The organism is Streptomyces sp. NPDC038213 (assembly GCF_055600495.1).
This window is the reverse complement of the sequence record NZ_JBVJYM010000004.1, coordinates 349,817-374,936: the sequence shown is the minus strand read 5'-3', so window position 1 is coordinate 374,936 and position 25,120 is coordinate 349,817. Positions and strand designations below refer to the sequence as shown.

The following is a 25,120-nucleotide window of genomic DNA, read 5'->3' as shown; positions in this document are numbered from 1 at the left end:
CATCGTCCCATCGGCGCCGGGCATCCGCCAGGGCGCCGCCGCGGCGGAAAACGGACCGTCAGTTGTCAGGTGGGGGCGAGGAGTTGGGCGTAGCGGTCGAGGTCGATGTTACCCCCGCTGACGAGGACGCCGACGCGGCGGCCGCGCAGGTCCGGGGCGTGGGCGCGCAGGGCGGCCAGCCCCAGACAGCCGGTGGGCTCGACCACGAGTTTGAGGTAGGTCGCGAACGTCCGCATGGCCTCGACGAGTTCGGGGTCCGATGCGGTGACCACCTCGGGCCGCTCGCGGTGCAGGACCGCGAAGGTCAGCTTCCCGAGGTGCTGGGTCTGGGCCCCGTCGGCGAGGGTGTGCGGGGTGTCGATGTGGACGATGCGGCCTTCGCGCAGGGAGCGCTGGGCGTCGTTGCCGGCTTCGGGTTCGACCCCGTACAGCCGGCAGCCGGGCGCCAGCGCCCCCGCGGCCAGGGCGGTGCCGGAGAGGAGCCCGCCGCCGCCGAGGGGGACGAAGAGGGCGTCGAGGGGGCCCTCGTCCTGGAAGAGCTCCAGGGCGGCCGTGCCCTGTCCGGCGATGACGTCGGGGTGGTCGTACGGGGGGATCAGCGCGAGGCCGCGCTCCTCGGCGAGCCTGCGCCCGACGGCCTCGCGGTCCTCGGTGAAGCGGTCGTAGACGACCACCTGTCCGCCGTAGCCGCGGGTGGCCCGGACCTTGGCGGCGGGCGCGTCGTGCGGCATCACAATGGTGGCGGGGATGCCGAGCAGCCGGGCGGACAGGGCCACCGCCTGGGCGTGGTTCCCGGAGGAGTACGCGACGACGCCGGCCGCGCGCTGTGCGGGGGTGAGCCGGCTGAGGGCGTTGTAGGCGCCGCGGAACTTGAAGGCGCCCGCGCGCTGGAGGTTTTCGCATTTGAACAGCACCTGGAGGCCGAGCTGTTCGTCGATCAGGCGGGAGCGCAGGACGGGCGTGCGGTGGGCGGCGCCCGCGAGGCGGCCGGCGGCGGCGAGCACGTCGTCGTAGGAGGGCAGGTGCGGCGGGGCGTCGGTCACGGTGCGCGGCCCTCTCTGCGGGTGGTCCCGGATGGGGGGAACGTACCAGCAGGGACCCGCGCGGGGTGCCCGGCAGAGCCGGTGGTGATGTGTCTGGGCGCCACCCCCGTGGGCGCCGAGACACATCACGCGCCGGGCCGCCGGCGGGGCCGGCAGCCGCAAGATCCATCTAGTCAACTAGATGGACTCCTGAAACTTACGCCAGCACCCTGAAGCGTTGTCAAGCCCGTTTCCCCCGTGACCGCCCTTGCTCCACCCCCGGCTGTGGCCGTTTCCGTCTAGTCGAGTAGATTGCTCGCGCACGGCGTTCCGCCGGGCACGACCGGCGTACGGAGGAGGGCACCCCGCGATGACCGAGCGACCTCCCGGCGACCGGCCCGACATCGCCCGCAAGCTGGGCCACCTGATCGACACGCTGCACCCGGAGGACCGGGGCCCGTACACGTACCAGGAGATCGCGGACCTGATCCGGCAGCGGGCGGGCGAGGGCGATCCGACCGTCTCGCACGGGACGATCCAGTCCATCCGGACCGGCAAGGTCACCAACCCGAGCGTCGACTCCCTGCGGGCCCTGGCCGGCTTCTTCGGCGTGCCCGTCGGCTACTTCCTCGACGACACCGTCACCGCGGCCGTGGACCAGCGCATCCGGGAGATCAAGGAGGGTGTGGACCGCGCGGCGGCCGGGGACGAGCTCGCCCGGGCCCTGGAGGACCGCGAGGTCCGGGCGGTGGCCTTCCGGCTCAGCGGCCTGTCGGCCCGCTCGCTGCGCGGCATCAAGGGCATCGTCGAGGGCTTCCGGCAGGCCGAGGGGCTCCCGGAGATCGGCCCCCGCGGCCGCCGGCGGGGCGGCGGCCCCGCCTGAGCCGGACCCCGGACGCTCCCCTGCGCACCCCCTCGCCGCCACCCCGCGGCCGCGGGGCACTAGGGTGTGCTCGCGGCGCCGGGCAACCCTGGCCTGCGCGGCGGAGGACATCCCCGCCGCTCGCCGGACGGACGGGGCACAGCGGGTATGTGGCGGTGGGGACGCCGGCGCAGGGCGTGCACCGCCCTCGTGAACGGCCTGGAGATACCTCAGCCGTTCGACCTCGGGTCCTTCTGCGGCCTGATCGCCGAACGGCGCGGCCGCCCCCTGGTCCTGCTGCCCCTCGACGGGCCGGGCAGCGAGGACCTGCCCTGCGGGATCTGGCTCGGGCTCGACACCGCCGACCTCGTCTTCTACGACGCGACGGCCCCCGACATCCTGCGCGTGCACATCGTCCTGCACGAGATCGCCCACATGCTGCTCGACCACGTGGCCCCGGAGCTCGACCTCGCCGAGGACGCCTCCCAGGAGGAACTCGACGCGGCAGCAGCGCACTTCGGCCGGCTCCTGTCCCGCGCCGACGGCGCCCTCGACACCGCCGACCGGCCCGGCCTGCCCGTTGCGGCGATCGTCCGCGCCGAGTCCGCGCGGATCCGCGCGGCCGCCTCCGCGGCCCGGCCCGCGGACGCGGCCCTGGGCCTGTCCGCCGACCGGATCGTGCACCTGCTCGGCCGCACCAAGTACTCCAGCCGGGAGGAGCAGGAGGCCGAGACGGTCGCCACGCTCATCCTGGAACGGGCCAGCAGGCCCCGCGAGATCGAGGCCACGTCCGACGACGCCGCCGACGTGCTCCACCGCCTCAACGACACCTTCGGGCACCCGGTTCGGAACGAATGAACTCCTTCAAGATATTCACCGCCGTCCTGCTCTGGATCGTCGCCGTGTGGCGGCTGCCGGCCGCGGTCCGCCGCCCCCGGCAGCGCGCGACCTGGCTGGCGTTCACCGGGCTGGCCGTGGCCACGACCATCGCCATCCCGCCGATCGCCCTGGCCATCGACACCGCGGCCGGGATCAACGACTTCTGCGTGCTCCTCAAGAACGTGGTCGGCGTCGGGGCCTGCGCCGCGGTCCTCGACCTGGTCACCGCCATGGCCCGCCCCGACCTGCTGCGCCGCTCCCGCCGGCTCAACGCCGCCGGCGCGGCCGCCGCCTCGGCGCTGCTGTGCGTGCTGTTCTTCCAGGTGCCGCGGCCCGTGCGGGTGGACAACTTCTACGAGGACCACGCCGATTCGGCGGCCGCCACCGGTTACGGCCTGACCTTCGTCCTCTACCTCGCCCTCGCCACCGCCGTCGGCTCCTGGCTCTGCCTGGGCTACGGGCGCAAGTCGGCGCGCAGCTTCCTGCGCACGGGGCTCCAGGTGCTGGGCGCGGGCCTGGCCATCGGGACGGTCTACAGCCTCTTCCGGGCCGCGCACCTGTCGGCGCGGCTGCTGGAGGCGCCCTTCCCGCTGGCCGAGCCGACCGTGCAGGCCACCGCCGACGCGATCGAGTACGCCTCCATCTTCCTGATCATCGTCGGCAACTCCCTGGCCCCGCTGGGCGCGCTCGTGCAGTCGGTGCGCGACTGGCGCTCGCTGCGCGCCATCCGGCCGCTGTGGGCCGCGCTGACCGCGGCGGTGCCGGACATCGTGCTGGGTGCGCGCGGCCTGCGCGGTCCGCGGATCCGGCTGCACCGGGCGGTCATCGAGATCCGGGACGCGGCCCTGGTGCTGGCGCCGTACGCCGGTCCCGCGGTGCGCGAGGGCGCGGCGGCGGCGGCCGCCGCCGCGGACCCGGCCGCGGACCCCGCCGCCTGGGAGGCCGCGGCCGAGGCCCTGTGGCTGCGGGCCGCCGTGGCGGCGCGGGCGCGCGGGGAGGCGCCGGCCCCGGGCGAGGCGCCGACGGCCGGGGGCTCCGACGCCCTGGACTTCGGGGCCGAGGTGGCCCGGCTGCGGCGGCTGGCCGCGGTGTACCGCTCGGCGGCCGCGCGGGAGTTCGCGGACCGCTGCGCGGCCGGGGCGGGGACCCCGTGACCCCCGCGGCGGCCCGGCGCATCACCGACTGGCTGGAGCCCAAGAACTGGCTGCTCGCCGTGGTGCTGCTCGTCGGCTGGGAGTCCGGCCGGCTGGCCGGGGTGGGCTGGGGGCTGGCCGCGGGCTTCTTCTGCGCGGTGCTGCCCGTGCTGTGGATCGGCTGGGGGCGGCGGCGCGGCTGGTGGGGCGGGCGGCACGTGGGCCGCCGCGAGGACCGGCTGCTGGTGCTGCCGGGGATCCTGCTGTGCGTGGCGGCGGGGATCTCGCTGCTGCTCCTGCTCGGCGGCCCCCTCGAACTGGTCGCGCTGATCGCGGCGATGCTGGTGGCCCTGGTGGTGTTCCTCGGGATCACCACCGTATGGAAGATCTCCTTCCATACGGCGGTCCCGGCCGGGGCGGTCATGGTGGCCGCCCTGTCCTGCGGCCCGTGGGCCCTGGTGTGCGTCCCCCTGCTCGTCCTGACGGGCTGGTCCCGGGTGGTGCTCCGGGACCACACGGTGGCGCAGGTGTGCGCGGGGGCGGTGCTCGGCGCGGGGATCGCCGGATTCGTGTTCAGCGGGCTGCGCTGACCGGCCTCACGGGGCGGTCCGGCTCCGGGGCTGCGGCCCGCCTCAGGGGGTGAACACCTCGTGGAGGCTGTCGATGGCACCGTCCGCACCCAGTCCGTAGCGGAAGACCAGCCCCTGGTCCGGGTGGGCCGCCAGCCAGTCCAGGAACTCCTGTACGCCGATCTCCTGGTTCTCGGTGCTCTCGACGATCGGGGTGGTGACGGTGATGTGCGCGGCCTGGTTGAGGGGGATGACCGTCTTCACGCCCACGGGTTCGAAGGGGGCGCCGTCCGAGTCGGGCGTGCCGCAGCCCCAGTTGCCGTGCTGGACGACGAGTCCGAGCACCCCGCCGGCCTCGGTGGAGCGGTGGACGGCGATCTCGTCCGGGGAGATGGGCATCTTGTGGTCGCAGGTGGGGTCGGGCGCGGGGGTGCCCTTGGCGGGCGGCTTGGGTACGGGCTTCACCGTGGTCTTCGCCGAGGGGGCGGCGCTGGGCCCGGGGGCGGGCGCGGTGCTGCCCGCAGGCGCGTCCGAGGGGGCCGCGGATCCCCCGCCGCCGGGCTCGGCCGGGGCCGCGGCGGAGGCGGAGCCCGCGGGTCCGGCGGCGTCCGCGGCGGGGGCGCCGTCCCCGTCGCCGTTGCACGCGGTCAGCGCGAGGGCGCCGCACAGGACCAGGGCGGCCAGCGACCGTCTGTGAGCCATTTTCCGTCTCCTCCGTGGGAAGTCCGCGCCACCGTAGCGTGGCGGGATCCCTGCGGAGAACGGCCGGATCCCGTTTGTCACCGAGCCGCGATCACGCTGTTGCCCGGCCCGGACACCGCCCCGCGGGGGCCCGGTCCGCCCGGGTGTTACGGAAGGATTTCTTCCGCCCAAGTGACCTGCACTGCAAGGGTTTTCCCTGCTTCCCTGCCCCGGCACCCTTCTGACATCTTGCGTTCACCCCTTTATTCACACGGTCCGGCAGCGCCCCGCGGCGCCGCCGGACTTTCGGAGGACGCATTGATACCCCACATATTCAGTCGGCTTCGAACCACTGCCGCGGCCGCCACCGCCCTGGGTGCCGCCCTCGCCCTGTCGTCGGCCCCCGCCGCCTTCGCGGGCACCGACCCGGTCGGCCCGCAGGCGGCCCCGGCCGCGCAGACCGCCCGCGCCGCCGCTCCGGCCGCGGCCGGCGCCTGGGCCGCCGGGACCCGCGCGTACCTGGTCATCACCGCCCCCGGTGACACCACCGCGGTGCGCACCGCCGTCGCGAACAACGGCGGTTCCGTCTACGCGTCCTACGACGCGATCGGCGTGATCGTCGCCCACTCGTCCTCCGCCGGCTTCGCCGCCACGATGCGCGGGGTCTCCGGGGTGCAGCAGGTCGGGGCCACCCGCACCTCCGACGTCCCGGCCGACGCCTACAACCCGGCGCTGCCCGCGAACCCCGCGCAGAGCACCACCACGCTCAACGAGTCCAACCGCTGGGACATGACCCAGATCAAGGCCGACCAGGCCTGGGCCGTGACCACCGGCTCCGCCTCGGTCAAGGTCGGCATCCTGGACACGGGCGTGGACGACCAGCACCAGGACATCGCCCCGAACTTCAACGCCGCCGACTCGGCCTCCTGCGCCTACGGCAAGGCGGACACCCGCACCGGCGCGTGGCGCGACGTCGGCACCCACGGCACCCACGTCGCGGGCACCGTCGCCGCCGCCAAGAACGGCAAGGGCGTCATCGGTGTCGCCCCCGGCGTGAAGATCTCCTCGGTCCGCATCGCCGAGCCGGGCAGCAGCCTGTTCTTCGCGGAGAACACCATCTGCGGGTTCATGTGGGCCGGCGACCACGGCTTCAAGGTCACCAACAACAGCTACTACACGGACCCGTGGCAGTTCAACTGCCCGGACAACGTGGACCAGGCCGCCATCATCGAGGGCGTGGGCCGGGCCCAGAAGTACGCCGAGAACAAGGGCTCCCTCCAGGTCGCCGCCGCCGGCAACAGCAACTACGACCTGGCGAACAAGACCACGGACAGCGAGTCCCCCAACGACTCCACCCCGGTCACCCGCAACATCACCAACGCCTGCATCGACATCCCCACCGAGCTCCCGGGCGTGGTGACGGTGGCCGCCATGGGCAACGGCAACGTCAAGGCCTCGTACTCGAACTTCGGCAACGGGGTCATCGACATCGCGGCCCCCGGCGGCGACGGCGCCTCGGGCGTCTACTCCACCCTGCCGGGCGGCAAGTACGGCAACATGAACGGCACCTCGATGGCCTCCCCGCACGTCGCGGGCGTGGCCGCGCTGATCGCCAGCGTGAACCCGGCGCTCACCCCGGCCGAGATCCGCGACCGGCTCGGCGTGCAGGCGAACGACACCTCCTGCCCGTCCGACAGCCGCTGCACCGGCACCACGGCGAAGAACGGCTTCTTCGGCGAGGGCCAGACCGACGCCCTGAAGGCCGTCGGCGGCTCGACCCCGCCCCCCGGCAAGTTCTTCGAGACCACCGCTGACACGGCCATCGTGGACCGCGCCACCGTGGACAGCCCGCTGACCGTCTCCGGTGTCACCGGCAACGCCCCCGCCACCCTCAAGGTCGGCGTGGACATCAAGCACACCTACCGCGGCGACCTGGTGGTCTCCCTGGTCGCCCCCGACGGCACGGTGTACCTGCTGGAGGACTTCAACAACAGCGACAGCGCCGACAACGTCATCAAGACGTACACGGTCAACGCCTCCTCCGAGCTGGCGAACGGCACCTGGAAGCTCCGCGTCCAGGACATCGCCAACCAGGACACCGGCAAGATCGACGCCTGGAACCTGACCTTCTGACGGTTCCCGGCGCCGCCTGAGGCCTCCATCCCCACCCCCCACAGCGCCGCCCCGGTGCCCGTCCGCGAGGACGGACACCGGGGCGGCGCCCTTTCACGCCCCCGGGCCGCCGCCGGGGGGGGGCGCGTCCGTGTCAGACCGCGGTCCGCCGCCGGATGAGCAGCGCCGCCGTCAGGGCCAGGCCCGCGCTGACCGCGGCGGCCAGGAACCCGGCGGAGCTGGTGGACAGGAAGGCCTCCGCCCCGGAGCCCGCACCGTCCGGGCCGGAGCCCCCGCCGGCCCCGGCCCGGACGGCCACGGTCACCAGCGCGGCCAGGCCGAGCGAGCCGCCGAGGGTCTGGACGGCGTTCAGCACGCTGGCGGCCGCGCCCGCCTCCCCGCTGCGCAGCCCGGAGGTGGCCAGGACGGTCGGCGGGATCACGCAGAAGGCCATGCCCGCGCCCAGCAGCACCAGTGCGGGCAGCACCCCGGCGGCGTACCCGGCGGAGGCCGTCAGCAGGGACAGCCACAGGTTGCCGAGGACGAGCAGCCCGGCGCCGGAGGCCATCAGCAGCCGCGGCCCGACCAGCCGCTCGACGCGGCCGGCGGCCCCGGCCATCGCGGCCATGGTGGCGGGCAGCGGGGTGAGCGCGACGGCGGCGCTCAGCGGCCCGTACCCGGCGAGCTGCTGGAAGTACTGGTTGAGGAAGAAGTACGCGCCCATGATCGAGCCGGGTACGGCCAGGGTGCCGGCGTAGGCGAGGACGCGGTCGCGGTCCCGGAACAGCCGGGGCAGCACGATGGGCTGCTCGGCCCGCCGCTCCACGGCCGCGAACAGGACGAAGAGCAGGACGCCCGCACCGGCGCAGGACAGCGCCGCCGCGTCGGTGATCCCGTGCTCGGCCCCGCGCGCCAGCCCGTACACGAGGGCGGTGGCGCCGAGCGCGGACAGCAGGGCGCCGGCCAGGTCGAAGCGGCCGGGGTTGCGGCGGGTCTCGGAGATCGCCCGGGGGGCCAGGACCAGGACCGCCAGGCCGATCGGCACGTTCAGGTACAGCTCCCAACGCCAGGAGCTGAGCGAGGTGAGGGCGCCCGCGAGGAGCAGTCCGCCCGCGGTGCTGGCGGCGCCGGCGGCCGTGCACACGGCGATGGCGCGCGCCCGCGCCGCGCCCTCCCCGAAGGTGCTCAGCAGCAGGGCGAGGCCGCTGGGAGCGGCCAGGGCGGCGCCGATGCCCTGGAGCACGCGGACCGCGACCAGGAACTCCGTACCGGTGGCCAGGCCGCGCAGGGCCGCCGCGAGGGTGAAGAGGCCGACTCCGGCCAGGAAGACCCGGCGGCGGCCGAGGATGTCCCCGGCGCGGCCGCCGAGCAGGAGCAGGCCTCCGAAGGCGAGCAGGTAGGCGTTGAGGACCCAGGAGGCGCCGACCGCGGAGAGGCCGAGGGACTCGCGCATCCCCGGCAGCGCGATGTTCACGACGGCGTCGTCGAGCTGGATCATGGCGTTCGTGCCGGCGATCACGGCCAGGGCGAGCCCCGGGCGGGCCGGGCGCCGGGCGGCGCCGGTACGGGCGGGCGGGGCGGCGGCTTCCGGGGCCGGAGGCGGCGCCGGGGCCTGTGTCCCGGCGGTTGCTGCTTCAACGAGGTGCGCGGACATCCCGGCCTCCCCTTTCGGCTCGTCTGCACGGGTCGTCAATGGACCCCGGCAGAGTCCCAGGGGGTGGTGGAGCGGGGTTCGAGAGCAGGTGCAGGGGGCACGGAGCGGGCCCGGGGCGGCGGGCTGCTTGAATGGCCCGGTGATGGAATACCTGCGCCGCAAGATGCTGGCCCGGCAGGAGCGGCTGGCGGCGGCGCGGCCGCCGGGGGTGCCGTGCATGGTGAGGAGGCCCGGTACGGACCGCCGCTGGCGGGCCGGCGAGCTGCTGGTCTCGGGGCCCGCGCCCTCCTTCGCCCCGGCGAGCGCCCGCGGGGGCCCGCTGGAGCTGCCGCCCGGGCTGGTCCGTACGCAGGTCAGGGTGCCGACCACCCGTGAGGGCCTCGCCATCAACCCGGGCTCGCGGATCGTGGTGTGCCGGTCGGAGGCGGGTCCGCTGGAGATCGCGGTGATGCCGCTGGACGTGGCGGAGGTGCTGGCGGCCCTCCCGGAGGCCCCGCCGGCCGACTGAGGCGACGCGTACGGCGGGCTCGGGGGGCACGGCGGGCAGGCCGTACCCCCGGACCGGACGCCCAGGATCCGACGCCCCGGTCAGACGGCGCCTGAGGCGGACGCCCCGGTCAGCCAGCCCCGGTCAGACAGCCCGGGAGCGGGCCCCGTCGCGGGTGCGCCCGGAGGCGGGGGCCCGGGCGGGGTGCCTGCGCAGGTACTCCTCCTCCAGGGCGGCCATCCGGCGGCCGTGCGTGGCGAGGGCATCGTCGGAGCCGTGGAGCAGGGTTTCGTGGCGCGTGCGGTGGATGGCCTCGAGCTCCTTGAGGAGCCGGTCCTCCGCGAGTTCTCCCGGCGGAACGCCTTCGTGATGGGCAGGCATGAGTGACTCCTCCCGGAATATCCGGTCCGGCCTGTGACAAGTCTCGCTGCCCGGATCCGCCGGGGCCATCCGGCGAACACCCGTGTGCCGCTAGCGTGTGCGATGCGCGGAACGGGAAGCACCGGATCCACCGAAAAAATCCGGGGTACTTTCGGCGTTTCCTGTTATCCGGCGGGTGCACCCGGGTCTCCCAGGTGTTGGGCAACATCGTCGTCCGGGACAGGCAGGGTTGATCGGAACATGGGTACAGAGCAGGGCACGGCGCTCGTGCTGGCCGCGCAGGCCGGCGACCAGCGGGCGCAGGACGAGCTGGTTTCCGCCTACCTCCCGCTGGTCTACAACGTGGTCGGCCGGGCGCTCAACGGGCACTGCGACACGGACGACGTCGTGCAGGACACGATGCTGCGGGCCCTCGACGGGCTGGCCGGGCTGCGCTCCCCCGAAAGCTTCCGCTCCTGGCTCGTGGCCATCGCCATGAACCGGGTCCGGGCCCACTGGGAGGACCGCCAGGCCCGCCAGGCCTCGGCCGGGCTGGGCCTGGGCGGCCTCGACTACGCGAGCGAGCTCGCCGACCCGGGCGCCGACTTCGTCGACCTGACCGTCGTCCGCCTGAACCTGTCCGGCCAGCGCCTGGAAACGGCCGAGGCCACCCGCTGGCTGGAGCCCGACGACCGGGCCCTGCTGTCGCTGTGGTGGCTGGAGTGCGCCGGGGAGCTGACCCGGGGCGAGGTGGCCGCCGCCCTGGAGCTGTCCCCGCAGCACGCCGCGGTGCGGGTGCAGCGGATGAAGGCGCAGCTGGAGTCCGCGCGGGTCGTCGTGCGCGCCCTGCAGGCGAACCCGCCGTGCGAGCAGCTGCGCGGCGGGCTGGGCGCCTGGGACGGGCGGCCGAGCGCGCTGTGGCGCAAGCGGATAGCCCGGCACGCCCGCGAGTGCGTCCACTGCTCGGGCCTGTGGAGCGGGCTCTACCCGGCGGAGGGGCTGCTGGCCGGTCTGGCGCTGCTGGCGCCCGCGGCCGGACTGCTGGCGGCGACCCGCGGGGCGGTGGCGGGGTCCATGGCCCCGGCAGGCTCCGCCGCGCCGCTGGGCGGGGGTTCCGTACCGGCTTACGGGCAGGGTTCCGCGTACGGGTCCGGCAGCGGTGGCGCAGGGCTCGTGGAGTCCGCGGCGGGCGGGGGCCGCGGGGCCCGCCGGAAGCTGGCGCGCAGGAGCGGCCGGCGTCGGGTGGCCGCCGCGGGTGCGGTGGCCGTGGTGGCGGTCTCCGGCGGGGCGTACTACCTCTTCGGCGGGCCGGAGGAGCCGCCGGCGGTGCGACCGCTGGCGGCCCCCGCGGAGCCGGTGGCGGTGCTGTCCCCGTCGACCGGGGCGCCCTCGCCCTCCGCTTCCGCTTCGGCGTCCGCCTCGCCGTCCGCTGCGGCGAGCCCCTCCGCTTCGCCGACCCCGAGTCCCTCGGCGACGACGGGGAAGCCGACGACCGCCCCGCCGAAGCCCCGGCCGAAGCCGACGACGGCGCGTCCGACGACCCCCGCCCCGCGTCCGGGTGGCGGCAGCAGCGGCGGCGCCTCCGGGACCGCGGGGCAGGTGGTCTCGCTGGTGAACGGGGAGCGGGCGAAGGCCGGCTGCGCCCCGCTGACCTCGAACGCGCAGCTGGCCGCGGCGGCGCAGGGGCATTCGCAGGACATGGCGTCACGGGACTACTTCGACCACACGAACCCGGACGGGGAGGGCCCCGGCGAGCGGATCACGCAGGCGGGCTACCGCTGGTCGACGTACGGCGAGAACATCGCGGCGGGCCAGCGGTCCGCGGCGCAGGTGATGGACTCGTGGATGAACAGCTCCGGGCACCGCGCCAACATCCTCAACTGCTCCTTCAAGGAGATCGGGATCGGCATCGAGACCGGTTCGGGCGGGCCCTGGTGGACGCAGGTGTTCGGCGCCCGCTGACCGGGATAGCCCCGGACCCCGGCCCCGGACCCCGACGGGGGTACGGGGCCGGGGTCCGGGGCCGCCGGGGACTCAGACCTCCAGCGTGGCCTCGATGGCGCGCAGCTGGTGGCGGGCCATGGCCAGGTTGGCGCGGGTCTTGTCGAGGGCGAGGTAGAGGAACAGGCCGTTGTTCCCCCGGCTCTTGAGCAGGCGGATCAGATGGTACTGACTGCCCAGTGTGATGAGGATGTCCTCGATCTCCTCGTTGAGCTTGAGCATCTCCATGGTGCGGACCTTGGCGCGGACCACGTCGGTGTTGCCCGCGGCGGCGAGGTTGAGGTCGAGCTCCTTGCCGCCGCCGACCATGCCGAGGGCCATGCCGCTGCTGTAGTCGACCAGGGCGGCACCGATGGTGCCGTCGATCGTGGACATCGCTTCCTTGAGGGCGGTCTCGGTGTTCGCCATGTTCAGGGCACTTCCTTTTCTCTTACCGATCGGGGGATCTGCTGATCTTCTGATCTGCTGACGGGGTGCTCAGGTGAGCGGTGCAGCGTGGGGGAACGGACGGTCTTCCGGGGCCGCCGGGGCGGCTCAGGGCTCGCGCCGGAACAGCGCCCCGTCGACGAGTTCGCCGATGCGGGTGCTGGAGCGGCGGGCTTCGAGGTGCAGGCGGCCCACGTTGATGCGCGGCTCTGCCAGCAGCGTGAGCACCGCCGAGCTGCCGGCCGCGTACGTGGCGACGTAGCCGTGCTCCCCGCGCAGGAGGAGTTCGCGGAAGCCCCCCTGCCCGGTGAGGTCGGTCAGCCGCTGGGCCACGCCGAGGGCGGAGGCGGTGAGGGCGGCGACGCTCTCGGCCTCGTCGGCGCCGGCCTCGCGGGCGAGGACCAGTCCGTCGACACTGGCGGCGAGGGCGCCGGTCAGCTGGGGCAGCCGGGCTCTTAACCTTCTGAGCTCACCGAGCACTTCGGGCTCTGCCGTCATCAGCTGTCTCCTTTCCTGGTGGCTCCGGCTCACCGGCCTCGTGGTGCGCGGACGCATCGGGAGCCTCATGACGAGGTACGCGGGACCCGGCCGGCGGTACGGGGGAAGAACTCGGTCACAGGGATGCCTCCAAGGCGTCACGGAGCCGACGGAGCAGGGCGATGTCCGGGGAGGCGACCTGCGTTACCCAGCCGGGCAGGGCGGATGGTGCTACGGGCCTGGGGTCGCGCGGCGTTTCGACCAGGCCGGTCGCGGCGAGCCGCCGTACCTCCAGCAGGGTGTGGAAGGCGGGCCGGCCCAGCTCCCAGGCGAGGCCGGCGGGGGTGCGGACCCCGTCCGCCTTGCGGAGCAGGGCGCGCTGGCGGGGGGTGACCGTCTGCCCGGGCGCGGCGGGCCGGGGCACCACGGGCGCGGCGTCCAGGGCCGGGTAGGGCCAGACCGAGTCGAGCAGTTCGCGGCGCCGGACCGTCTCGCGTTCGACGGCGGCGGCGGAGACGGAGCGGACGGTGCCGATCCAGTGGGTGGCGCCGCGGCGGAAGCGTGTGGGGCCGCTCCCGGGGGCCAGGACGAAGAAGGCGGCGTCGTAGACCGCGCCGAGGTGGCAGATCTCCAGCTCGCCCCCGCCGACCCGGCCGGATTCGACGAGGTAGCGGCCGACCTGCCGGCGGGATCCGGCCCGGTCCACGGCGTCCTGCCAGCCCGACAGGGGCAGCCGGCCGCCCGCGGTGAGCAGGACGTCGAGTCCGGGGGTGGCGGGGCTCTCGGCGTGGACGACGCGGCCGTCCTCGAGGAAGAGGGTGCCGTGGTCGCGCAGCAGGGCGCCGGTGGCGCGCTCGTCGGCGAGTCTCAGCAGCATGGGCGAGACTGCCGTGGCCCCTGGTGCGGCGGGGGCGGCCTGGGCGGTCATCCGAGCACCAGTCCGGCGGCGAGGTCGCGCAGTCTGATCCGGGCGAGGGCGAGGTTCCCCTCGGTGCGGTCCAGCCAGAGGTGGAGGAAGACGCTGCTGTCGAAGGTGGTCTCGACGAAGCGGAGGACGTGGTAGCCGGTGCGGGTGGTGACGATCACGTCCTCCAGGGGCAGGCCCTCTCCCGGTGCGCCGCCCGCGCCCGGTTCCGGGGCGGCCGCCCCGGGGGGTCCGCCCGGCCCGGGTATCGCGGCGCTGAAGGACTCGTACTCGGCGGCGGCGCGGGCCAGTTCGGCGGTCTCGGCGGCCGTGGTCTCGTGGTCCCCGACGGGCGACTCCCCCGCCGTACCGAGGGCGAGCCCGCTGCTCCAGTCCACGAGGGCGGCGCCCCGGGCGCCGGGCACGGCCATGGCCTCCGACAGGCATTCATCGATCCCGGGCACTCCGGCTCCCCTCCCCGCCGGCCGTGCGAGTACGCGTTCGCTTCCGGCGGCACCACAGAACGCTACTCAACAACCCGGATGCGTAAGCGAGTTCTGGCACATTCCATCGGAACATGCCGAAAAACTGCCGCCCGCGGCCGGAAGAAGATCTTCCGGACGCGGGCAATGGCCATACATGACCGATCACTGATCATTTCGTGTCAGGTACGGACCTCAGCGGTCATCGGGGCCGGTTTCCACACCCGCACCCCTCCAGAGTGGCAAAGCCGGGAGCCGCCCGGGGGCGGACCGCTCAGATCTCGATGACGATCTTCCCGGCCGTATGGCCCGTCCGGCTCAGCGCGAAGGCCTCCGCCGTCTTCTCCAGCGGGAAGGAGCGGGCCACCGGGACCTTCAGCCGGCCGCTCTCCGCGAGCCGTCCGAGCCGCGCCAGATCGGTGCCGACCGGCCGCACCCACATCCACTGGCCGCCCGCCCCCAGCACCGAGGGGTCGGCGATCGAGGCGTGCCGCCCGCCCTGCGCGAGCACGGCCGAGGTCACGTCCAGCACCCCGCCGACGAAGTCCGCGACGACGTCCACCCCCGCGGGCGCGAGGGCGCGGACCCGGTCCACGAGCCCCTCCCCGTACTGCACCGGCTCCGCCCCCAGCTCCCGCACCCGGTCGTGGTTGCGCGGCGAGGCCGTTCCGATGACCCGGGCGCCGAGCACGCGCGCGATCTGCACGCCCAGGGAGCCGACTCCCCCGGCGGCGCCGTGCACCAGCACGGTGTCGCCCTCGCCGGTGCCGAGCCGGGTGAGCAGCTGGTACGCGGTGAGCCCGGCCAGCGGCAGCCCGGCGGCCTCGTCCCAGCCGAGGGCGGCGGGCTTGTGCGCGAGCATCCGGGCGGGTACGGACACGAACTCGGCGAAGGTGCCGCCGTGCACGTGGTCCTTGCGCGCGTAGGCCATCACCTCCTCGCCCACGGCGAACTCCGGGACGTCGGGGCCGAGCCGCTCCACCGTGCCGGCCACGTCCCAGCCGGGGACCACGGGGAAGAGGACGTCCATCATCCCGTCGAGGTGACCGCCCATGATCTTCCAGTCCACGGGGTTCACCGCCGCCCGCCGGACCCGGACGAGCACCTCGCCGGGCGCGACCTTCGGCAGCGGCAGCCGCACCTCCCTCAGCGCCTCGTCGCCCCCGTACGCCTCGTACGCCACGGCCCGCATACTCTCCTGCACGACATCCCTCCGGAAGCCCGCTCGGCACACCAGCAACTGGTGCGATACGCCGCAAACCGGTTCAATCCCCCGGGGCGGCGCCGCCATCCCACCACACCGGCCCCCGCGCAGCCGCTCCCGGCCGCACGTGTCCCGTCAGTTCTCGGGGAGCAGGGCGGGCATGAGGGTGTCGAGCACGGTCTCCATGAAGGAGTCCGGCAGCGGGCGGGTGCGCAGCAGCCACGTGTGGTAGACGGGCCCGTAGATGAGCTCCACGGCGAGCTCCAGGTCGAGTCCGGGGCGCAGCTGTCCGGCGTCCCGGGCCTTGGCGAGCCGCTCGGTGCAGGCGTCGATGGAGACCCGCAGGATGCGCCGGACCCCCTCCGCGACGGCCTCGTCCTCCTGGGCGGCCGCGATCAGGCCGCGCCAGATCAGCCCGAACTCGCTCTGGAACAGGGCCATCACGTTGGCGGTCTGGGCGATCAGGTCGGCTCGGACGTCCCCGGTGTCGGGGAAGCCCGCGTTCGCGTCGCGGGCCTGCTCGATCCCCTCGATGACGATCGCGGCCTTGGAGGGCCACCAGCGGTAGATCGTCGTCTTGCCGACTCCGGCCCTGGCGGCGATCGCCTCGATGGTCACCGCGCCCATGCCGCGCTCGATGCACAGCTCGACGGCGGCCGAGACGATGGCCTGGCGGGCCTTCTCACTGCGACGGGCGGACATGCCGCGATACTACCCCCGACGTAACGTTACGTCTCGTTTCGCCTCGGCGGCCGGGTCCTCAGCACGCACTCCCCGCACAGGCCCCCGCCCGGCGCCCGGTAGTACAGGCAGCAGTTGTTGCGCACGAAGGCGAAGCCGAGCCCCTCCTCGTGGAGGAAGGTCCCCGCGTCCGCCAGCACCCCGGTCCGCAGCAGCCCCGCCACCAGCGGCACCGGCGGGCGGGGGGCCTGCGGCGCCGCGCCGGTGAGCACGCGCAGCGCCCCGACCAGCCCCGCGGCGGCATTGCCCCGGAGCACCTTCGGCGAGACGCCGTACGCCGCCCGGACCGCCTCCTCCAGCAGCCGCAGGTTCCCGTCGCGGACCGCGGCCAGGCCCTCCTCCACGGTCCCGGGCAGGGCCCGCGGGGCCGGCAGGGCCAGTTCCAGGGAGCCGCCGGCGGGCACCCGCCAGCGCAGCAGCTCCGGGGCCAGGTCCGGCACCCGGCCGCCGAGCGCGGCGGCCCCGAGGGCGAGGGACCAGATCCGCGAGGCGATGCCGAGGTGGGCGGTGGAGGCGGCGACCCGGCCGGGGCCGGTGCCCAGGCGCCGCCCGACCTCCTCGACGTACGCGCGGAGCTCCCGCCCGTACAGCTCGGTCAGCGGGCGGAAACCGGTCCCGTCCGGGCCGTCCGGACCGCCGCCGCCCGCGGTGAAGAACGGTCCGACGACGGCCAGCCGCTCCATGATCTCTTCCACGGCCCCAGTATCCCTGCGGCCGGGCAGCCCCCCGAGCCGCCCCCCGCCGCGCCTCAGCCGCGCTTCGACTCGGCCTCGGCGCTGTCGAGCAGCATCTCCAGGGCCACCGGGTACGCGCTGTCCTTCATCCGGGCCGCGAGCAGTCCCGCGGTGGCCGCGATGTGCGGGTAGCGCTCGGCGGGCAGCCGGGCGTACGTGTTCTCCCACATCTCCTCGTCGGCCTCGCGGGCCTCCTCCGCCAGGGCGAGCGCACCCGCGTCCAGGGCCGCGAAGGCGAGGCTCTGGTCGATGAACGCGTGGTAGATCCGCACCGCGGCGGCGTCCGGGAAGCCCGCGCCGCGCAGCACCCCGAGGACCGCCTCGTCCGCGGCGATCTCGCGGGGGCGGCCGGTGACCCGGCTGGCGGTGAGCACCGCGGCCTGCGGGTGGGCCAGGTAGGCCCGGTGGATGCGCAGGCCGAGGGTGCGCAGGTCGGCGCGCCAGTCGCCGCCGGGGGCCCAGCCCTCCAGGGCCCGGCCGGTGAGCTCCTCGCCGATGGCCCGGGTCAGCTCGTCCATGCCCGCGAAGTACCGGTACAGGGTGCTGGGGTCGGCGCCGAGGGCCGCGCCGAGGCGGCGGGCCGTCAGCCCCGCGCTGCCGTGCTCGCGCAGCATCCGCAGGGCGGTCTCCACGATGAGGCGCTCCGAGAGGACGGTGCCGGTCCGGGTGGGCCGCCGCCTGCGGCGCGCCTCCTCGGGGACCACCTGCTTGGGCATCGGACCGGTCTCCTTCCGCCGGGGGCCGCGGGCCGGGCGGGTCCGGGCGGGCGGGGTGCCCGCGGGTTCTTATGCCAACGCGATTGACGTTAACGCAGCCGCCCGGGTTGTATCACCTCCACCCCCCGCATCCCCCATACCCGTGCATATCCGCACAGGTCTCACATTCCCGTACCCTCGTCCCCTCCTCACGGAAGAGAGCCCGCCATGCGCGTCCTGCTCGTAGGCGCCGGCGGCGTCGGCACCGCGGTCACCCGGATCGCCGCCCGCCGCCCGTTCCTCACCCACATGACCGTCGCCGACTACGACCCGGCCCGTGCGCAGGCGGCGGTCGCCGCGCTCGGGCCCGGGGAGTCCCGGTTCGACGCCTGCCGGCTGGACGCCTCGGACGAGGAGGCGGTCGCGGCGCTGCTGGCCGGGGGCGGGTACGACGCCCTGCTGAACGCCACCGACCCGCGCTTCGTGCTCCCGCTGTTCCGGGCGGCGCTGAAGGCGGGCACCCACTACCTCGACATGGCGATGTCCCTGTCGTACCCGCACCCGGAGCGCCCGTACGAGGAGTGCGGGGTCAAGCTCGGCGACGCGCAGTTCGAACTGGCCGCGCAGTGGGAGGAGGCGGGCCGGCTGGCGCTGGTCGGCATGGGCGTGGAGCCCGGCCTGTCGGACGTGTTCGCGCGGTACGCCGCGGACGAGCTCTTCGACGAGATCGAGGAGATCGGCATCCGCGACGGCGCGAACCTCGCCGTCGCGGGCTACGCGTTCGCGCCGTCGTTCAACATCTGGACCACCATCGAGGAGTGCCTGAACCCGCCGGTGGTCTACGAGGAGGACCGCGGCTGGTTCACGACGGCCCCCTTCAGCGAGCCGGAGGTCTTCGACTTCCCCGAGGGCATCGGCCCGGTCGAGTGCGTGAACGTCGAGCACGAGGAGGTGCTGCTCGTACCGCGCTGGGTGCGGGCGAAGCGGGTGACGTTCAAGTACGGGCTGGGCTCGGACTTCATCGAGAAGCTCAAGACCCTGCACGCGCTGGGCCTCGACCGCACGGAGCCGGTGGCCGTCCGCACGGACGGGGGCACCGCCCGGGTCTCCCCCCGCGACCTGGTCGCGGCCGCCCTCCCGGACCCCGCCACGCTCGGGGACCGGATGACGGGCAAGACCTGCGCGGGCACCTGGGTGAAGGGCACGAAGGACGGCCGGCCGCGCGAGGTGTACCTCTACCACGTGGTGGACAACGAGTGGTCCATGACGGAGTACGGTTCGCAGGCCGTGGTCTGGCAGACGGCCGTCAACCCGGTCGTGGCCCTGGAACTGCTCGCCGGCGGCGCCTGGCAGGGCTCCGGGGTGCTCGGCCCCGAGGCCCTGCCGCCGCGCCCCTTCCTGGACCTGCTCACGGAGTACGGCTCCCCGTGGGGGCTGCGCGAGCAGTGAGGCCCGCGCGGCCTGGTCCGCGCTGCGGGGTCAGTCCCCGGCGGGCGGCCCCGCCGGGGGGAAGGGGATCTCCGCCAGGGCCGGGATCAGCGACTCCTCCTCGTAGTCGAGGTGGGCCCGCAGCTCCCGGTCCATCCGCTCCAGCTCCGTGAGGAAGGGACCGGGCTCGGCGGTGCCGATGTCCCCCAGCAGGGCGAGCAGTTCGCCCTTGATGCGGGAGACCGTCACGTGCTCGTCCCGCAACCTCCGCAGCGGACCGGCCAGACGGGGGTGCGCGGCCTCCAGGGCGGGGAACGCGTGCCGGTCCTCGCCGGTGTGGTGGAACTCCAGCGACTCGCAGAACGCCAGGCAGTGCTGGCGCAGTTGCAGCCCGAGCCCGGGCGCGGCACCCGGCTGCCCGGCGCGCGCCGCGAAGTGCGCGGCGGCCTCCTCTCGTACGTGTGCCAGCTGGCCCCGGAGCCAGTCGTGGACCTCCACGAGCTTCCCGGCCATCGTGACGGGGGCCGGGGCGTCCGCGTCCGGCGCGGCCGCGCCGGCGGGTTCCAGGACGACCACGGGCAGGACGCGGTCGGTCTGCCGCTGGTAGTCCGCGTATCCGGGCTCGGCCGCGGCCACCTCCGCGAACAGGCGGTCGCGGCGCCCGCCCTCGGCGGGCACGGCCACCGCCTCGAAGGTCTCCGTGCCGAGCTCCACGGTGACCAGGGGGTGCGCGAGCAGGTTGTGGTACCAGGCCGGGTGCCGGGGGGCGCCGCCGGCGGAGCCGACGACCATGAGCAGCCCGCCGGATCGGACGTAGCCGAGCGGGACGGTGCGCTGCTCGCCGCTGCGGGCCCCGGTGGTGGTGAGCAGCAGGAGGTCGCCGCCCTCGAAGGGGCCTCCGACCTTCCCGCCGTTGGCGCGGAACTCTTCGACGACCCCCCGGTTGAAGGCGTGGAACGCCTCCAGGGCGGCGGGGTCGGTGGTGGCGGTGCCGGACGTGTCGCGACCGGAAACGGGCATGGGCAAGGATTCTCCAGACGGGTGCGTTCAGCCCGTGCGGCACGGTCGGCCGGGGCTGTACGGAAGCGGGTGTGCACGGTGCGGGGAGCGCCGGTGCGCACGGGCCCTGTCCGGAGCGGTACGGGCGGAGCCGGTCGGGCGGGTCCGCGGGGGACCCGCGGCAGGCGGGGCGGACGGGTCCGCGACCGCACGGAACCGCGCGAGGAGCCGGGGAGGACGGATCAGGGGCAGCGCACGACGGCGCTCGGATCAGACGCGGGAAGCGGAGTGAGAACTCATGACGTCGCCCCTTTGATGAAGGGTGCTGCCCGGCGGGGGGCCTGCCCACTGCTCTCGGCCGGCGCCACGCAACACCGCGAACATCAAATAGCACCGGTTCGTGCCCTGTCAACCGGCGTTCCGCAAGCCCCGGATCCGCCCGGATACCGGACGGCGGCCACCGCAGAGGAGCACGATTTCCGGCCACGGCGTCCGTCCGCGAGGATGGGCCCATGACCGAGATCCTCACCCCCCGCCTCCTTCTGCGCCGCTGGCGCGAGGAGGACCTGGTGCCCATGGCCGAGATCAATGCCGACGAGGCGGTCATGCAGTGGATCCGCGACGGGTCCGTCCTGGACCTGGAGCAGTCCGCCGACGCCCTGGAGCGGTGGGAGGAGGAGTGGGACGACGAGGGCTTCGGCCTCTTCGCCGTCGAGCTCCTCGGCTCGGGCGAGCTGGCCGGGTTCACGGGCCTGTCGGTGCCGCGCCTGCCCGGGGCGGAGCACGAGGTGGAGATCGGCTGGCGGCTCGGGCGCCCGTTCTGGGGCCAGGGGTACGCCTCGGAGGCGGCGCACGCCGCCCTCGAGTTCGCACTCCAGGACCGCGGGCTGGAGCGCGTGATCAGCATCTGCCGGGCCGGCAACTCCGCCTCCGAGAACGTCGCGCGCAAGCTCGGCATGGAGCTGGAGCGCGAGCTCGACGACCCCCGGTACGGCCACCCGCTGCGGATCTTCGGCATCGACCTCACGGAGTACGCGGCGTAGCCGCCGGCCCCCGTACGGGCCGCCGCCCCGCCCGCGCCTCCCGCGCCGTCCCCCCTCCCGGGACCCCCGCAGTACGCACCACCCCCGCAGTTCGCACCACCCCGCCGTACCGCAGCGCCGCGGTACCGCAGCCTCCGCCATCCCCTCATCCCGAAGGCCCCACGGGCCCTACGCGCACACCCGCAGGAACGAGGAACAGCGACCATGACCATCGAGTGGCGTTACACCACCCAGCAGGGCCTGGGAGTCCTCTCGCTGGCCGGATATCTCGGCCCCGATGCCACCGCCCGCTTCACCGGCGCGGTGGGCTGGGCCCTGGCCCGGGGCACCGGGCCGGTCGTCCTCGACCTGACCGGGCTGCGCGGCTGGTCCGCCTGCGGCCGCACCGCGGTGGCGGAGGCGGCCCGCGTCCTGGCCGACGGGGGCCGCCCGCTGGAACTGGCGGCCGTCCCCGGCGACGGCACCCCGGCCGCCCCCGCGGTACCGGCGGTACCGGTCCACCGGGACCTGGCCTCGGCCCTGGCGCGGCACGGCGGCCCCTCCGGCGCCGCCCGGGAGTGGCGTACGGACGACTGGCCCGCCGCCGCGGACCGGGGCGCCGCGTAGGCCGTCCCTTCCGGATCCTGGCGGGTCCGCGACGCCTGGCGCAGCACCGGACGCCGCGGCCTGATCCACCCAGATCCGGAAGCGACGATCTCAACCCGCTGGCGGCGGCGCGCGGCCGCTGCCTACGCTCCGGCCATGTCCCAGCGCAAGCCCCTCGTGGCGGTCCTCAGCGGTGCCGGCATCTCCACCGACTCCGGAATCCCGGACTACCGGGGGCCCCAGGGCCTCTGGCGGCGGGACCCGGGGGCCGAGAAGCTGGTCACGTACGACGCGTACATGGCGGACCCCGCGGTGCGCCGCGCCTCGTGGCGGATGCGGATCGAGGTCGGCGCCCTCGGCGCGGAGCCGAACGCGGCGCACCGCGCGGTGGCCGCGCTCGACCGCGCCGGGGTCCCCGTCCGGGTGCTGACGCAGAACGTGGACGGGCTGCACCAGCTCGGCGGGATGCCCGAGCGCAAGGTGCTGGAGCTGCACGGCACGGCCCGCGCGGTGACCTGCACCCGCTGCCACGTGCGCTCTGCCATGGCGGAGGCCCTGGAGCGGGTGGCCGCGGGCGAGGCGGACCCGGACTGCCGGGGCTGCGGCGGGGTGCTGAAGCCCGCGACGGTCATGTTCGGCGAGCACCTCGACCCCGAGGTGCTGGGGCAGGCGGCGGCCGTGGCGAAGGCGTGCGACCTGTTCGTCGCGGTGGGCACCACCCTCCAGGTGCACCCGGCCGCCGCCCTGGCCGGGGTGGCCGCGGACCACGGGGCCCGGCTCGTCATCGTCAACGCCGAGCCGACCCCGTACGACGAGCGGGCCGACGAGGTGATCCGCGAGCCGATCGGCACCGCGCTCCCGGCCCTCCTCGCCGCCCTCCCGACGGGCGCCTGACCCGCCGGGCCCGGTCCGGCTGCCCCACCCGACCCGCCTGCCCACCCTGCCCGACCAGGTCGACCCGGTACACCTGGCCGGCGGGCGCCGGACACCCGCGCTCCCGGGCGCCCCGGGGCACGGGGCCCCGGCGGCGGGGTCAGAGCGCCGCGGGCGAGGCGATCGCGTACGCGGAGCGGCCCGCCTCCCCGGCGGCGCCGTCCCCGCCGGCTCCCGAAGCGGCCCCGGCTCCCGCGGTGCCCGCGCCCGCCGCCCCCACCGCATACGGCTCCTTCGTATCGGTCTGGACGAAGGCGGAGGTGTCCGCCGGGATCCCGCGCTCGGCCCCGAGCTGCCCCGCGAGCTCCTGGAGGACCACGGTCTCCAGCACCACCCGGGGCGCGGCCCCGCCGGGATCGGGCAGCCGGACGGTGAAGAGGTGCTCCGGGTCCCCGCCCGGCCCCGCCGCCGCGGCCGCCGTGGTCACCAGCAGGGTGAGGTGCCCGGCCTCGGAGAGGGCGCGGGCCAGGGCCAGTTCGCGCCCCGCGCCCAGGACCACGTGGAGGGTGTTGCCAGCCGACTCCATGCCCCCGTGCAGGTAGTTGCGGGTGGCGCAGGCCGCACCGGTCAGCCGGGCCACCTCGCGCAGCAGCAGCGCCCCCTCCTCCGCGGCCGCCCGGGAGGCCCCCGAGGCCACCAGGTCGGCCGCGGAGCAGCGGGCGGCCCGGACGCGCAGCGCGCCGACGGCCTCGGCCGCCAGCCGGCGCACGGCCGCGGCCCGCCCGGCGATGCCCTCCCAGCGGCGCCCGCCCCCGCTCCACGCTCCCCCGGCCGGGCCGCCGGGGCCCGCCGCCCGGCCCGCCAGGGCCTCGGCGGTGAGGTCCAGGGCGACCAGGGTGCCCGTGAACCCGGTGGTCGAGGCCTGCGAGTCGGGTTCCCCGCCCAGGTCCACGACCAGGTCGGCCAGGCCTCCGAGCGGGGAGGGGCACACGTTCAGCACGGCCGCCCTGAGCACCTCCGGCGCTCCGCGGAGCGCCGCGAGGGTGTCCGAGCTGCGGCCGCCCTGGGAGACCGCAATCAGGGCGTCGGTGTCGAACCCCCGGACCCCGCCGTCCGCGATCTCGCTGGCCAGCACCCGCTGGGCGGCCACGCCGTGGGCGCGCAGCAGGTGGACCGGCAGGGCGAGGGCCGCGTACGAGGCGCCGATGCCGGTGAACAGCGGGCGGCTCGCGGCGCGCAGCGGCTCCGTACCCGTCCCGGCGAGGGCGCGCCCCACGCGCCGGGCGATGCGTTCGAGGGCGGCGCCCTGCTGGTCCTGGCCCTGGCTGAAGGTGATACGGGATCCGGATCCGGACATACGGCGGTTCCTTTCGGTCAGGACGTGTCGCGTGCCCCACCAGGTTCGCCGTCCGGATGCCTCCCGGCAGGCCGATCCCCCCGATCCCCCCTACCGGGGGACCCGCCGGCTTGGCAAGGCGTGTCCCTTCAAAACCCCAAGAGAGTCAAAAAAGGGCAACCCGGACGCGCCCGCTGCCCTCTTCCGTACGGAACGGGACCGCAGCCCATGCCGCCGCACCCTCCGGAGAACCGCACGATGTCGTACGCACCCCACGAGCCCGGGCCCCGTCCCGGACACCGCCGCCGCCCCCGGCGCGCCCGCCGGTGGGCGGTCGCGGGAGCATCGGCAGCCGTCCTCGGCCTCGCCGCCGGGGCCGTCATGTCGTACTACGACATCCCGCCGTTCACCGACAAGGGCGACCCGGTCTCCTTCGGGGCCCCCGCGGAGCGCGGCGCCGGAGCCGGCGGGGACGGGAGCGGTACGGGCGGCGGCACGGCGGGCACGGCCGGCGCCGGCGGGAAGCAGCCGGGCGGGGCCCCCGTCGGCCTGATGCCCACCGGCCCGGCCGCAGACTTCAAGAACTCGATGACGCTGGACGACGGCACCCATGTGGCGGTGACCACCTTCCACGGCCCGAAGTCGGGCTTCACCGGCAAGGTCTGGGTCTGGGCGCCGAAGGAGTACGGCGAGGCGGAGTACGCCCGCAGCGGCTTCCCCGTGATGATCGCCCTGCCCGGCGGGGCCGGGTACCCGAACAACTACTGGATGGGTACGGACCTCGGGCTGCAGAAGAGCATCTCCGAGTGGTACCGACAGGGCAAGAGCAAGCCCTTCCTGCTGGCCATGCCCGTGCTGAACCCCGCCCCCGACGACAAGGGCCTCTACTGGGACGGCTCCGACATCCCCGGCCAGCCCCGGATGGGCACCTGGCTCACCGAGGACGTGCCCGAGCTGATGAAGGAGAACTTCCGCACCGTCGGCTCCCGGGACGGCTGGGCCTTCATGGGCTCCTCCACCGGCGGGTTCGCGGGCCTGAAGGCCGTGCTCAAGCACCCCGACAAGTTCAAGGCCGTGATCGCCTCCGGCCCCGACACCGCACCGGACTCCCCGCTGTGGAAGGGCCACGACAAGGAGAAGGCGGAGAACGACCCCGCGCTGCTCGCGAAGGAGCTGATCGCGCACAAGGGACCGGACGTGTACCTCTCCTTCCAGGTCGGCACCGACGAGAGCAACAGGAACACCCTGCCGAACGTGAAGAAGTTCATCGCCGAGTTCGGCGGCCGGGGTCCGGTCCACACCGAGCTCAACGTGATCCCCGGCGGCCGCCACAACGCCAAGACCTACGTGCCCGCCATGGGCGACGGGCCGATCCAGTGGATCAGCAGGCAGCTCGCCGGCCCGGTCCCGGCCGCCTGAGGCCCGTACGCCCC

The 25,120-nt window shown here is 74.9% G+C and carries 26 protein-coding genes; 12 read left to right on the top strand and 14 right to left on the bottom strand.

Features of this window, described 5'->3' with window-relative positions; all coding sequences use genetic code 11:
• Positions 1 to 65: 65 nt before the first annotated feature.
• Complete coding sequence (locus tag ACZ7JZ_RS08905; RefSeq protein ID WP_470934991.1) at positions 66 to 1,043, bottom strand: threo-3-hydroxy-L-aspartate ammonia-lyase; 978 nt, start codon at positions 1,041 to 1,043, stop codon at positions 66 to 68.
• A gap of 349 nt (positions 1,044 to 1,392) precedes the next feature.
• Here ACZ7JZ_RS08905 and ACZ7JZ_RS08900 point away from each other — a divergent pair, with 349 nt between their 5' ends.
• From ACZ7JZ_RS08900 to ACZ7JZ_RS08885, 4 genes are all read left to right on the top strand, one after another.
• Positions 1,393 to 1,905 carry a helix-turn-helix domain-containing protein gene (locus ACZ7JZ_RS08900; protein ID WP_470934988.1) on the top strand — a complete coding sequence of 171 codons (513 nt, stop codon included), beginning with the start codon at positions 1,393 to 1,395 and terminating at the stop codon, positions 1,903 to 1,905.
• Positions 1,906 to 2,094: 189 nt separating this feature from the next.
• On the top strand, positions 2,095 to 2,742 hold the full coding sequence (locus ACZ7JZ_RS08895; protein WP_470934985.1) for a hypothetical protein: 648 nt from the start codon (positions 2,095 to 2,097) through the stop codon (positions 2,740 to 2,742).
• Complete coding sequence (locus ACZ7JZ_RS08890) at positions 2,739 to 3,917, top strand: MAB_1171c family putative transporter (protein WP_470934982.1); 1,179 nt, start codon at positions 2,739 to 2,741, stop codon at positions 3,915 to 3,917. Before ACZ7JZ_RS08895 ends, ACZ7JZ_RS08890 begins: the two co-directional genes overlap by 4 nt.
• Entirely contained in the window at positions 3,914 to 4,486 is a 573-nt protein-coding gene (locus tag ACZ7JZ_RS08885; protein WP_470934979.1) for a hypothetical protein, read from the top strand. The genes ACZ7JZ_RS08890 and ACZ7JZ_RS08885 overlap by 4 nt, the downstream gene beginning before the upstream one ends.
• Positions 4,487 to 4,528: 42 nt before the next feature.
• On the opposite strand, the gene ACZ7JZ_RS08880 is transcribed toward ACZ7JZ_RS08885, so the two are convergent.
• Positions 4,529 to 5,167, bottom strand: coding sequence for a hypothetical protein (locus ACZ7JZ_RS08880; protein WP_470934976.1), 639 nt, complete (start codon positions 5,165 to 5,167; stop codon positions 4,529 to 4,531).
• A gap of 297 nt (positions 5,168 to 5,464) precedes the next feature.
• On the opposite strand from ACZ7JZ_RS08880, the gene ACZ7JZ_RS08875 reads away from it, so the two are divergent.
• Positions 5,465 to 7,279: a S8 family peptidase gene (locus ACZ7JZ_RS08875; protein ID WP_470934973.1), complete on the top strand. Its 1,815-nt coding sequence runs from the start codon at positions 5,465 to 5,467 to the stop codon at positions 7,277 to 7,279.
• Positions 7,280 to 7,412: 133 nt separating this feature from the next.
• On the opposite strand, the gene ACZ7JZ_RS08870 is transcribed toward ACZ7JZ_RS08875, so the two are convergent.
• A complete protein-coding gene (locus tag ACZ7JZ_RS08870) occupies positions 7,413 to 8,912 on the bottom strand; it encodes an MFS transporter (RefSeq protein ID WP_470934970.1) in 1,500 nt (499 codons plus the stop codon).
• Between the two features lie 139 nt (positions 8,913 to 9,051).
• Between ACZ7JZ_RS08870 and ACZ7JZ_RS08865 the strand changes: the two genes are divergently transcribed.
• The gene (locus ACZ7JZ_RS08865) at positions 9,052 to 9,420 is read left to right on the top strand and encodes a hypothetical protein (protein ID WP_470934967.1); all 369 of its coding nucleotides are present in this window, start codon (positions 9,052 to 9,054) and stop codon (positions 9,418 to 9,420) included.
• 123 nt (positions 9,421 to 9,543) lie between these two features.
• On the opposite strand, the gene ACZ7JZ_RS08860 is transcribed toward ACZ7JZ_RS08865, so the two are convergent.
• A complete protein-coding gene (locus ACZ7JZ_RS08860; protein ID WP_470934964.1) occupies positions 9,544 to 9,780 on the bottom strand; it encodes a DUF6158 family protein in 237 nt (78 codons plus the stop codon).
• A gap of 240 nt (positions 9,781 to 10,020) precedes the next feature.
• Here ACZ7JZ_RS08860 and ACZ7JZ_RS08855 point away from each other — a divergent pair, with 240 nt between their 5' ends.
• On the top strand, positions 10,021 to 11,721 hold the full coding sequence (locus ACZ7JZ_RS08855) for a sigma-70 family RNA polymerase sigma factor (protein ID WP_470934961.1): 1,701 nt from the start codon (positions 10,021 to 10,023) through the stop codon (positions 11,719 to 11,721).
• Positions 11,722 to 11,793: 72 nt separating this feature from the next.
• Here ACZ7JZ_RS08855 and ACZ7JZ_RS08850 read toward each other — a convergent pair whose 3' ends face one another.
• The 8 genes from ACZ7JZ_RS08850 to ACZ7JZ_RS08815 all read right to left on the bottom strand — a co-directional run bounded on the left by ACZ7JZ_RS08850 (position 11,794) and on the right by ACZ7JZ_RS08815 (position 17,444).
• Positions 11,794 to 12,168 carry a hypothetical protein gene (locus tag ACZ7JZ_RS08850; protein ID WP_470934958.1) on the bottom strand — a complete coding sequence of 125 codons (375 nt, stop codon included), beginning with the start codon at positions 12,166 to 12,168 and terminating at the stop codon, positions 11,794 to 11,796.
• Between the two features lie 126 nt (positions 12,169 to 12,294).
• Positions 12,295 to 12,684, bottom strand: a complete 390-nt coding sequence (locus ACZ7JZ_RS08845; RefSeq protein ID WP_470934955.1) for a roadblock/LC7 domain-containing protein — start codon at positions 12,682 to 12,684, stop codon at positions 12,295 to 12,297.
• A 115-nt stretch (positions 12,685 to 12,799) separates the two neighbouring features.
• Positions 12,800 to 13,591: a transcriptional regulator gene (locus tag ACZ7JZ_RS08840; RefSeq protein WP_470934952.1), complete on the bottom strand. Its 792-nt coding sequence runs from the start codon at positions 13,589 to 13,591 to the stop codon at positions 12,800 to 12,802.
• Positions 13,588 to 14,031, bottom strand: a complete 444-nt coding sequence (locus ACZ7JZ_RS08835) for a hypothetical protein (RefSeq protein WP_470934949.1) — start codon at positions 14,029 to 14,031, stop codon at positions 13,588 to 13,590. Before ACZ7JZ_RS08835 ends, ACZ7JZ_RS08840 begins: the two co-directional genes overlap by 4 nt.
• A 292-nt stretch (positions 14,032 to 14,323) precedes the next feature.
• A complete protein-coding gene (locus ACZ7JZ_RS08830) occupies positions 14,324 to 15,241 on the bottom strand; it encodes an NADP-dependent oxidoreductase (protein WP_470935256.1) in 918 nt (305 codons plus the stop codon).
• Between the two features lie 147 nt (positions 15,242 to 15,388).
• Positions 15,389 to 15,955 (bottom strand): TetR/AcrR family transcriptional regulator, encoded by a 567-nt coding sequence (locus tag ACZ7JZ_RS08825; protein ID WP_470934946.1) that lies wholly within the window; start codon positions 15,953 to 15,955, stop codon positions 15,389 to 15,391.
• Between the two features lie 26 nt (positions 15,956 to 15,981).
• Positions 15,982 to 16,689, bottom strand: a complete 708-nt coding sequence (locus ACZ7JZ_RS08820) for a (2Fe-2S)-binding protein (RefSeq protein ID WP_470934943.1) — start codon at positions 16,687 to 16,689, stop codon at positions 15,982 to 15,984.
• A gap of 53 nt (positions 16,690 to 16,742) precedes the next feature.
• Entirely contained in the window at positions 16,743 to 17,444 is a 702-nt protein-coding gene (locus tag ACZ7JZ_RS08815) for a TetR/AcrR family transcriptional regulator (protein ID WP_470934940.1), read from the bottom strand.
• 207 nt (positions 17,445 to 17,651) lie between these two features.
• Between ACZ7JZ_RS08815 and ACZ7JZ_RS08810 the strand changes: the two genes are divergently transcribed.
• Complete coding sequence (locus tag ACZ7JZ_RS08810; RefSeq protein WP_470934937.1) at positions 17,652 to 18,872, top strand: saccharopine dehydrogenase family protein; 1,221 nt, start codon at positions 17,652 to 17,654, stop codon at positions 18,870 to 18,872.
• Between the two features lie 30 nt (positions 18,873 to 18,902).
• Here ACZ7JZ_RS08810 and ACZ7JZ_RS08805 read toward each other — a convergent pair whose 3' ends face one another.
• Complete coding sequence (locus tag ACZ7JZ_RS08805) at positions 18,903 to 19,871, bottom strand: nitroreductase/quinone reductase family protein (protein ID WP_470934934.1); 969 nt, start codon at positions 19,869 to 19,871, stop codon at positions 18,903 to 18,905.
• A 491-nt stretch (positions 19,872 to 20,362) separates the two neighbouring features.
• Here ACZ7JZ_RS08805 and ACZ7JZ_RS08800 point away from each other — a divergent pair, with 491 nt between their 5' ends.
• The 3 genes from ACZ7JZ_RS08800 (at position 20,363) to ACZ7JZ_RS08790 (ending at position 22,372) form a co-directional block, all read left to right on the top strand.
• Positions 20,363 to 20,893 (top strand): GNAT family N-acetyltransferase, encoded by a 531-nt coding sequence (locus ACZ7JZ_RS08800; RefSeq protein ID WP_470934931.1) that lies wholly within the window; start codon positions 20,363 to 20,365, stop codon positions 20,891 to 20,893.
• 204 nt (positions 20,894 to 21,097) lie between these two features.
• The gene (locus ACZ7JZ_RS08795; protein WP_470934928.1) at positions 21,098 to 21,499 is read left to right on the top strand and encodes an STAS domain-containing protein; all 402 of its coding nucleotides are present in this window, start codon (positions 21,098 to 21,100) and stop codon (positions 21,497 to 21,499) included.
• Between the two features lie 135 nt (positions 21,500 to 21,634).
• A complete protein-coding gene (locus tag ACZ7JZ_RS08790) occupies positions 21,635 to 22,372 on the top strand; it encodes an SIR2 family NAD-dependent protein deacylase (protein WP_470934925.1) in 738 nt (245 codons plus the stop codon).
• A 139-nt stretch (positions 22,373 to 22,511) separates the two neighbouring features.
• On the opposite strand, the gene ACZ7JZ_RS08785 is transcribed toward ACZ7JZ_RS08790, so the two are convergent.
• Positions 22,512 to 23,708, bottom strand: coding sequence for an SIS domain-containing protein (locus tag ACZ7JZ_RS08785; RefSeq protein WP_470934922.1), 1,197 nt, complete (start codon positions 23,706 to 23,708; stop codon positions 22,512 to 22,514).
• Positions 23,709 to 23,945: 237 nt separating this feature from the next.
• Here ACZ7JZ_RS08785 and ACZ7JZ_RS08780 point away from each other — a divergent pair, with 237 nt between their 5' ends.
• Complete coding sequence (locus ACZ7JZ_RS08780; RefSeq protein ID WP_470934919.1) at positions 23,946 to 25,106, top strand: alpha/beta hydrolase; 1,161 nt, start codon at positions 23,946 to 23,948, stop codon at positions 25,104 to 25,106.
• Positions 25,107 to 25,120: the final 14 nt, after the last annotated feature.

Bases quoted from the DNA above. Each gene is read 5' to 3' on its own strand.
- ACZ7JZ_RS08900 (WP_470934988.1), top strand. From the start codon at position 1,393: ATGACCGAGCGACCTCCCGGCGACCGGCCCGACATCGCCCGCAAGCTG.
- ACZ7JZ_RS08890 (WP_470934982.1), top strand. From the start codon at position 2,739: ATGAACTCCTTCAAGATATTCACCGCCGTCCTGCTCTGGATCGTCGCC.
- ACZ7JZ_RS08880 (WP_470934976.1), bottom strand. From the start codon at position 5,167: ATGGCTCACAGACGGTCGCTGGCCGCCCTGGTCCTGTGCGGCGCCCTC.
- ACZ7JZ_RS08870 (WP_470934970.1), bottom strand. From the start codon at position 8,912: ATGTCCGCGCACCTCGTTGAAGCAGCAACCGCCGGGACACAGGCCCCG.
- ACZ7JZ_RS08860 (WP_470934964.1), bottom strand. From the start codon at position 9,780: ATGCCTGCCCATCACGAAGGCGTTCCGCCGGGAGAACTCGCGGAGGAC.
- ACZ7JZ_RS08855 (WP_470934961.1), top strand. From the start codon at position 10,021: ATGGGTACAGAGCAGGGCACGGCGCTCGTGCTGGCCGCGCAGGCCGGC.
- ACZ7JZ_RS08850 (WP_470934958.1), bottom strand. From the start codon at position 12,168: ATGGCGAACACCGAGACCGCCCTCAAGGAAGCGATGTCCACGATCGAC.
- ACZ7JZ_RS08845 (WP_470934955.1), bottom strand. From the start codon at position 12,684: ATGACGGCAGAGCCCGAAGTGCTCGGTGAGCTCAGAAGGTTAAGAGCC.
- ACZ7JZ_RS08840 (WP_470934952.1), bottom strand. From the start codon at position 13,591: ATGACCGCCCAGGCCGCCCCCGCCGCACCAGGGGCCACGGCAGTCTCG.
- ACZ7JZ_RS08830 (WP_470935256.1), bottom strand. From the start codon at position 15,241: ATGCGGGCCGTGGCGTACGAGGCGTACGGGGGCGACGAGGCGCTGAGG.
- ACZ7JZ_RS08825 (WP_470934946.1), bottom strand. From the start codon at position 15,955: ATGTCCGCCCGTCGCAGTGAGAAGGCCCGCCAGGCCATCGTCTCGGCC.
- ACZ7JZ_RS08815 (WP_470934940.1), bottom strand. From the start codon at position 17,444: ATGCCCAAGCAGGTGGTCCCCGAGGAGGCGCGCCGCAGGCGGCGGCCC.
- ACZ7JZ_RS08810 (WP_470934937.1), top strand. From the start codon at position 17,652: ATGCGCGTCCTGCTCGTAGGCGCCGGCGGCGTCGGCACCGCGGTCACC.
- ACZ7JZ_RS08805 (WP_470934934.1), bottom strand. From the start codon at position 19,871: ATGCCCGTTTCCGGTCGCGACACGTCCGGCACCGCCACCACCGACCCC.
- ACZ7JZ_RS08800 (WP_470934931.1), top strand. From the start codon at position 20,363: ATGACCGAGATCCTCACCCCCCGCCTCCTTCTGCGCCGCTGGCGCGAG.
- ACZ7JZ_RS08795 (WP_470934928.1), top strand. From the start codon at position 21,098: ATGACCATCGAGTGGCGTTACACCACCCAGCAGGGCCTGGGAGTCCTC.
- ACZ7JZ_RS08790 (WP_470934925.1), top strand. From the start codon at position 21,635: ATGTCCCAGCGCAAGCCCCTCGTGGCGGTCCTCAGCGGTGCCGGCATC.
- ACZ7JZ_RS08785 (WP_470934922.1), bottom strand. From the start codon at position 23,708: ATGTCCGGATCCGGATCCCGTATCACCTTCAGCCAGGGCCAGGACCAG.
- ACZ7JZ_RS08780 (WP_470934919.1), top strand. From the start codon at position 23,946: ATGTCGTACGCACCCCACGAGCCCGGGCCCCGTCCCGGACACCGCCGC.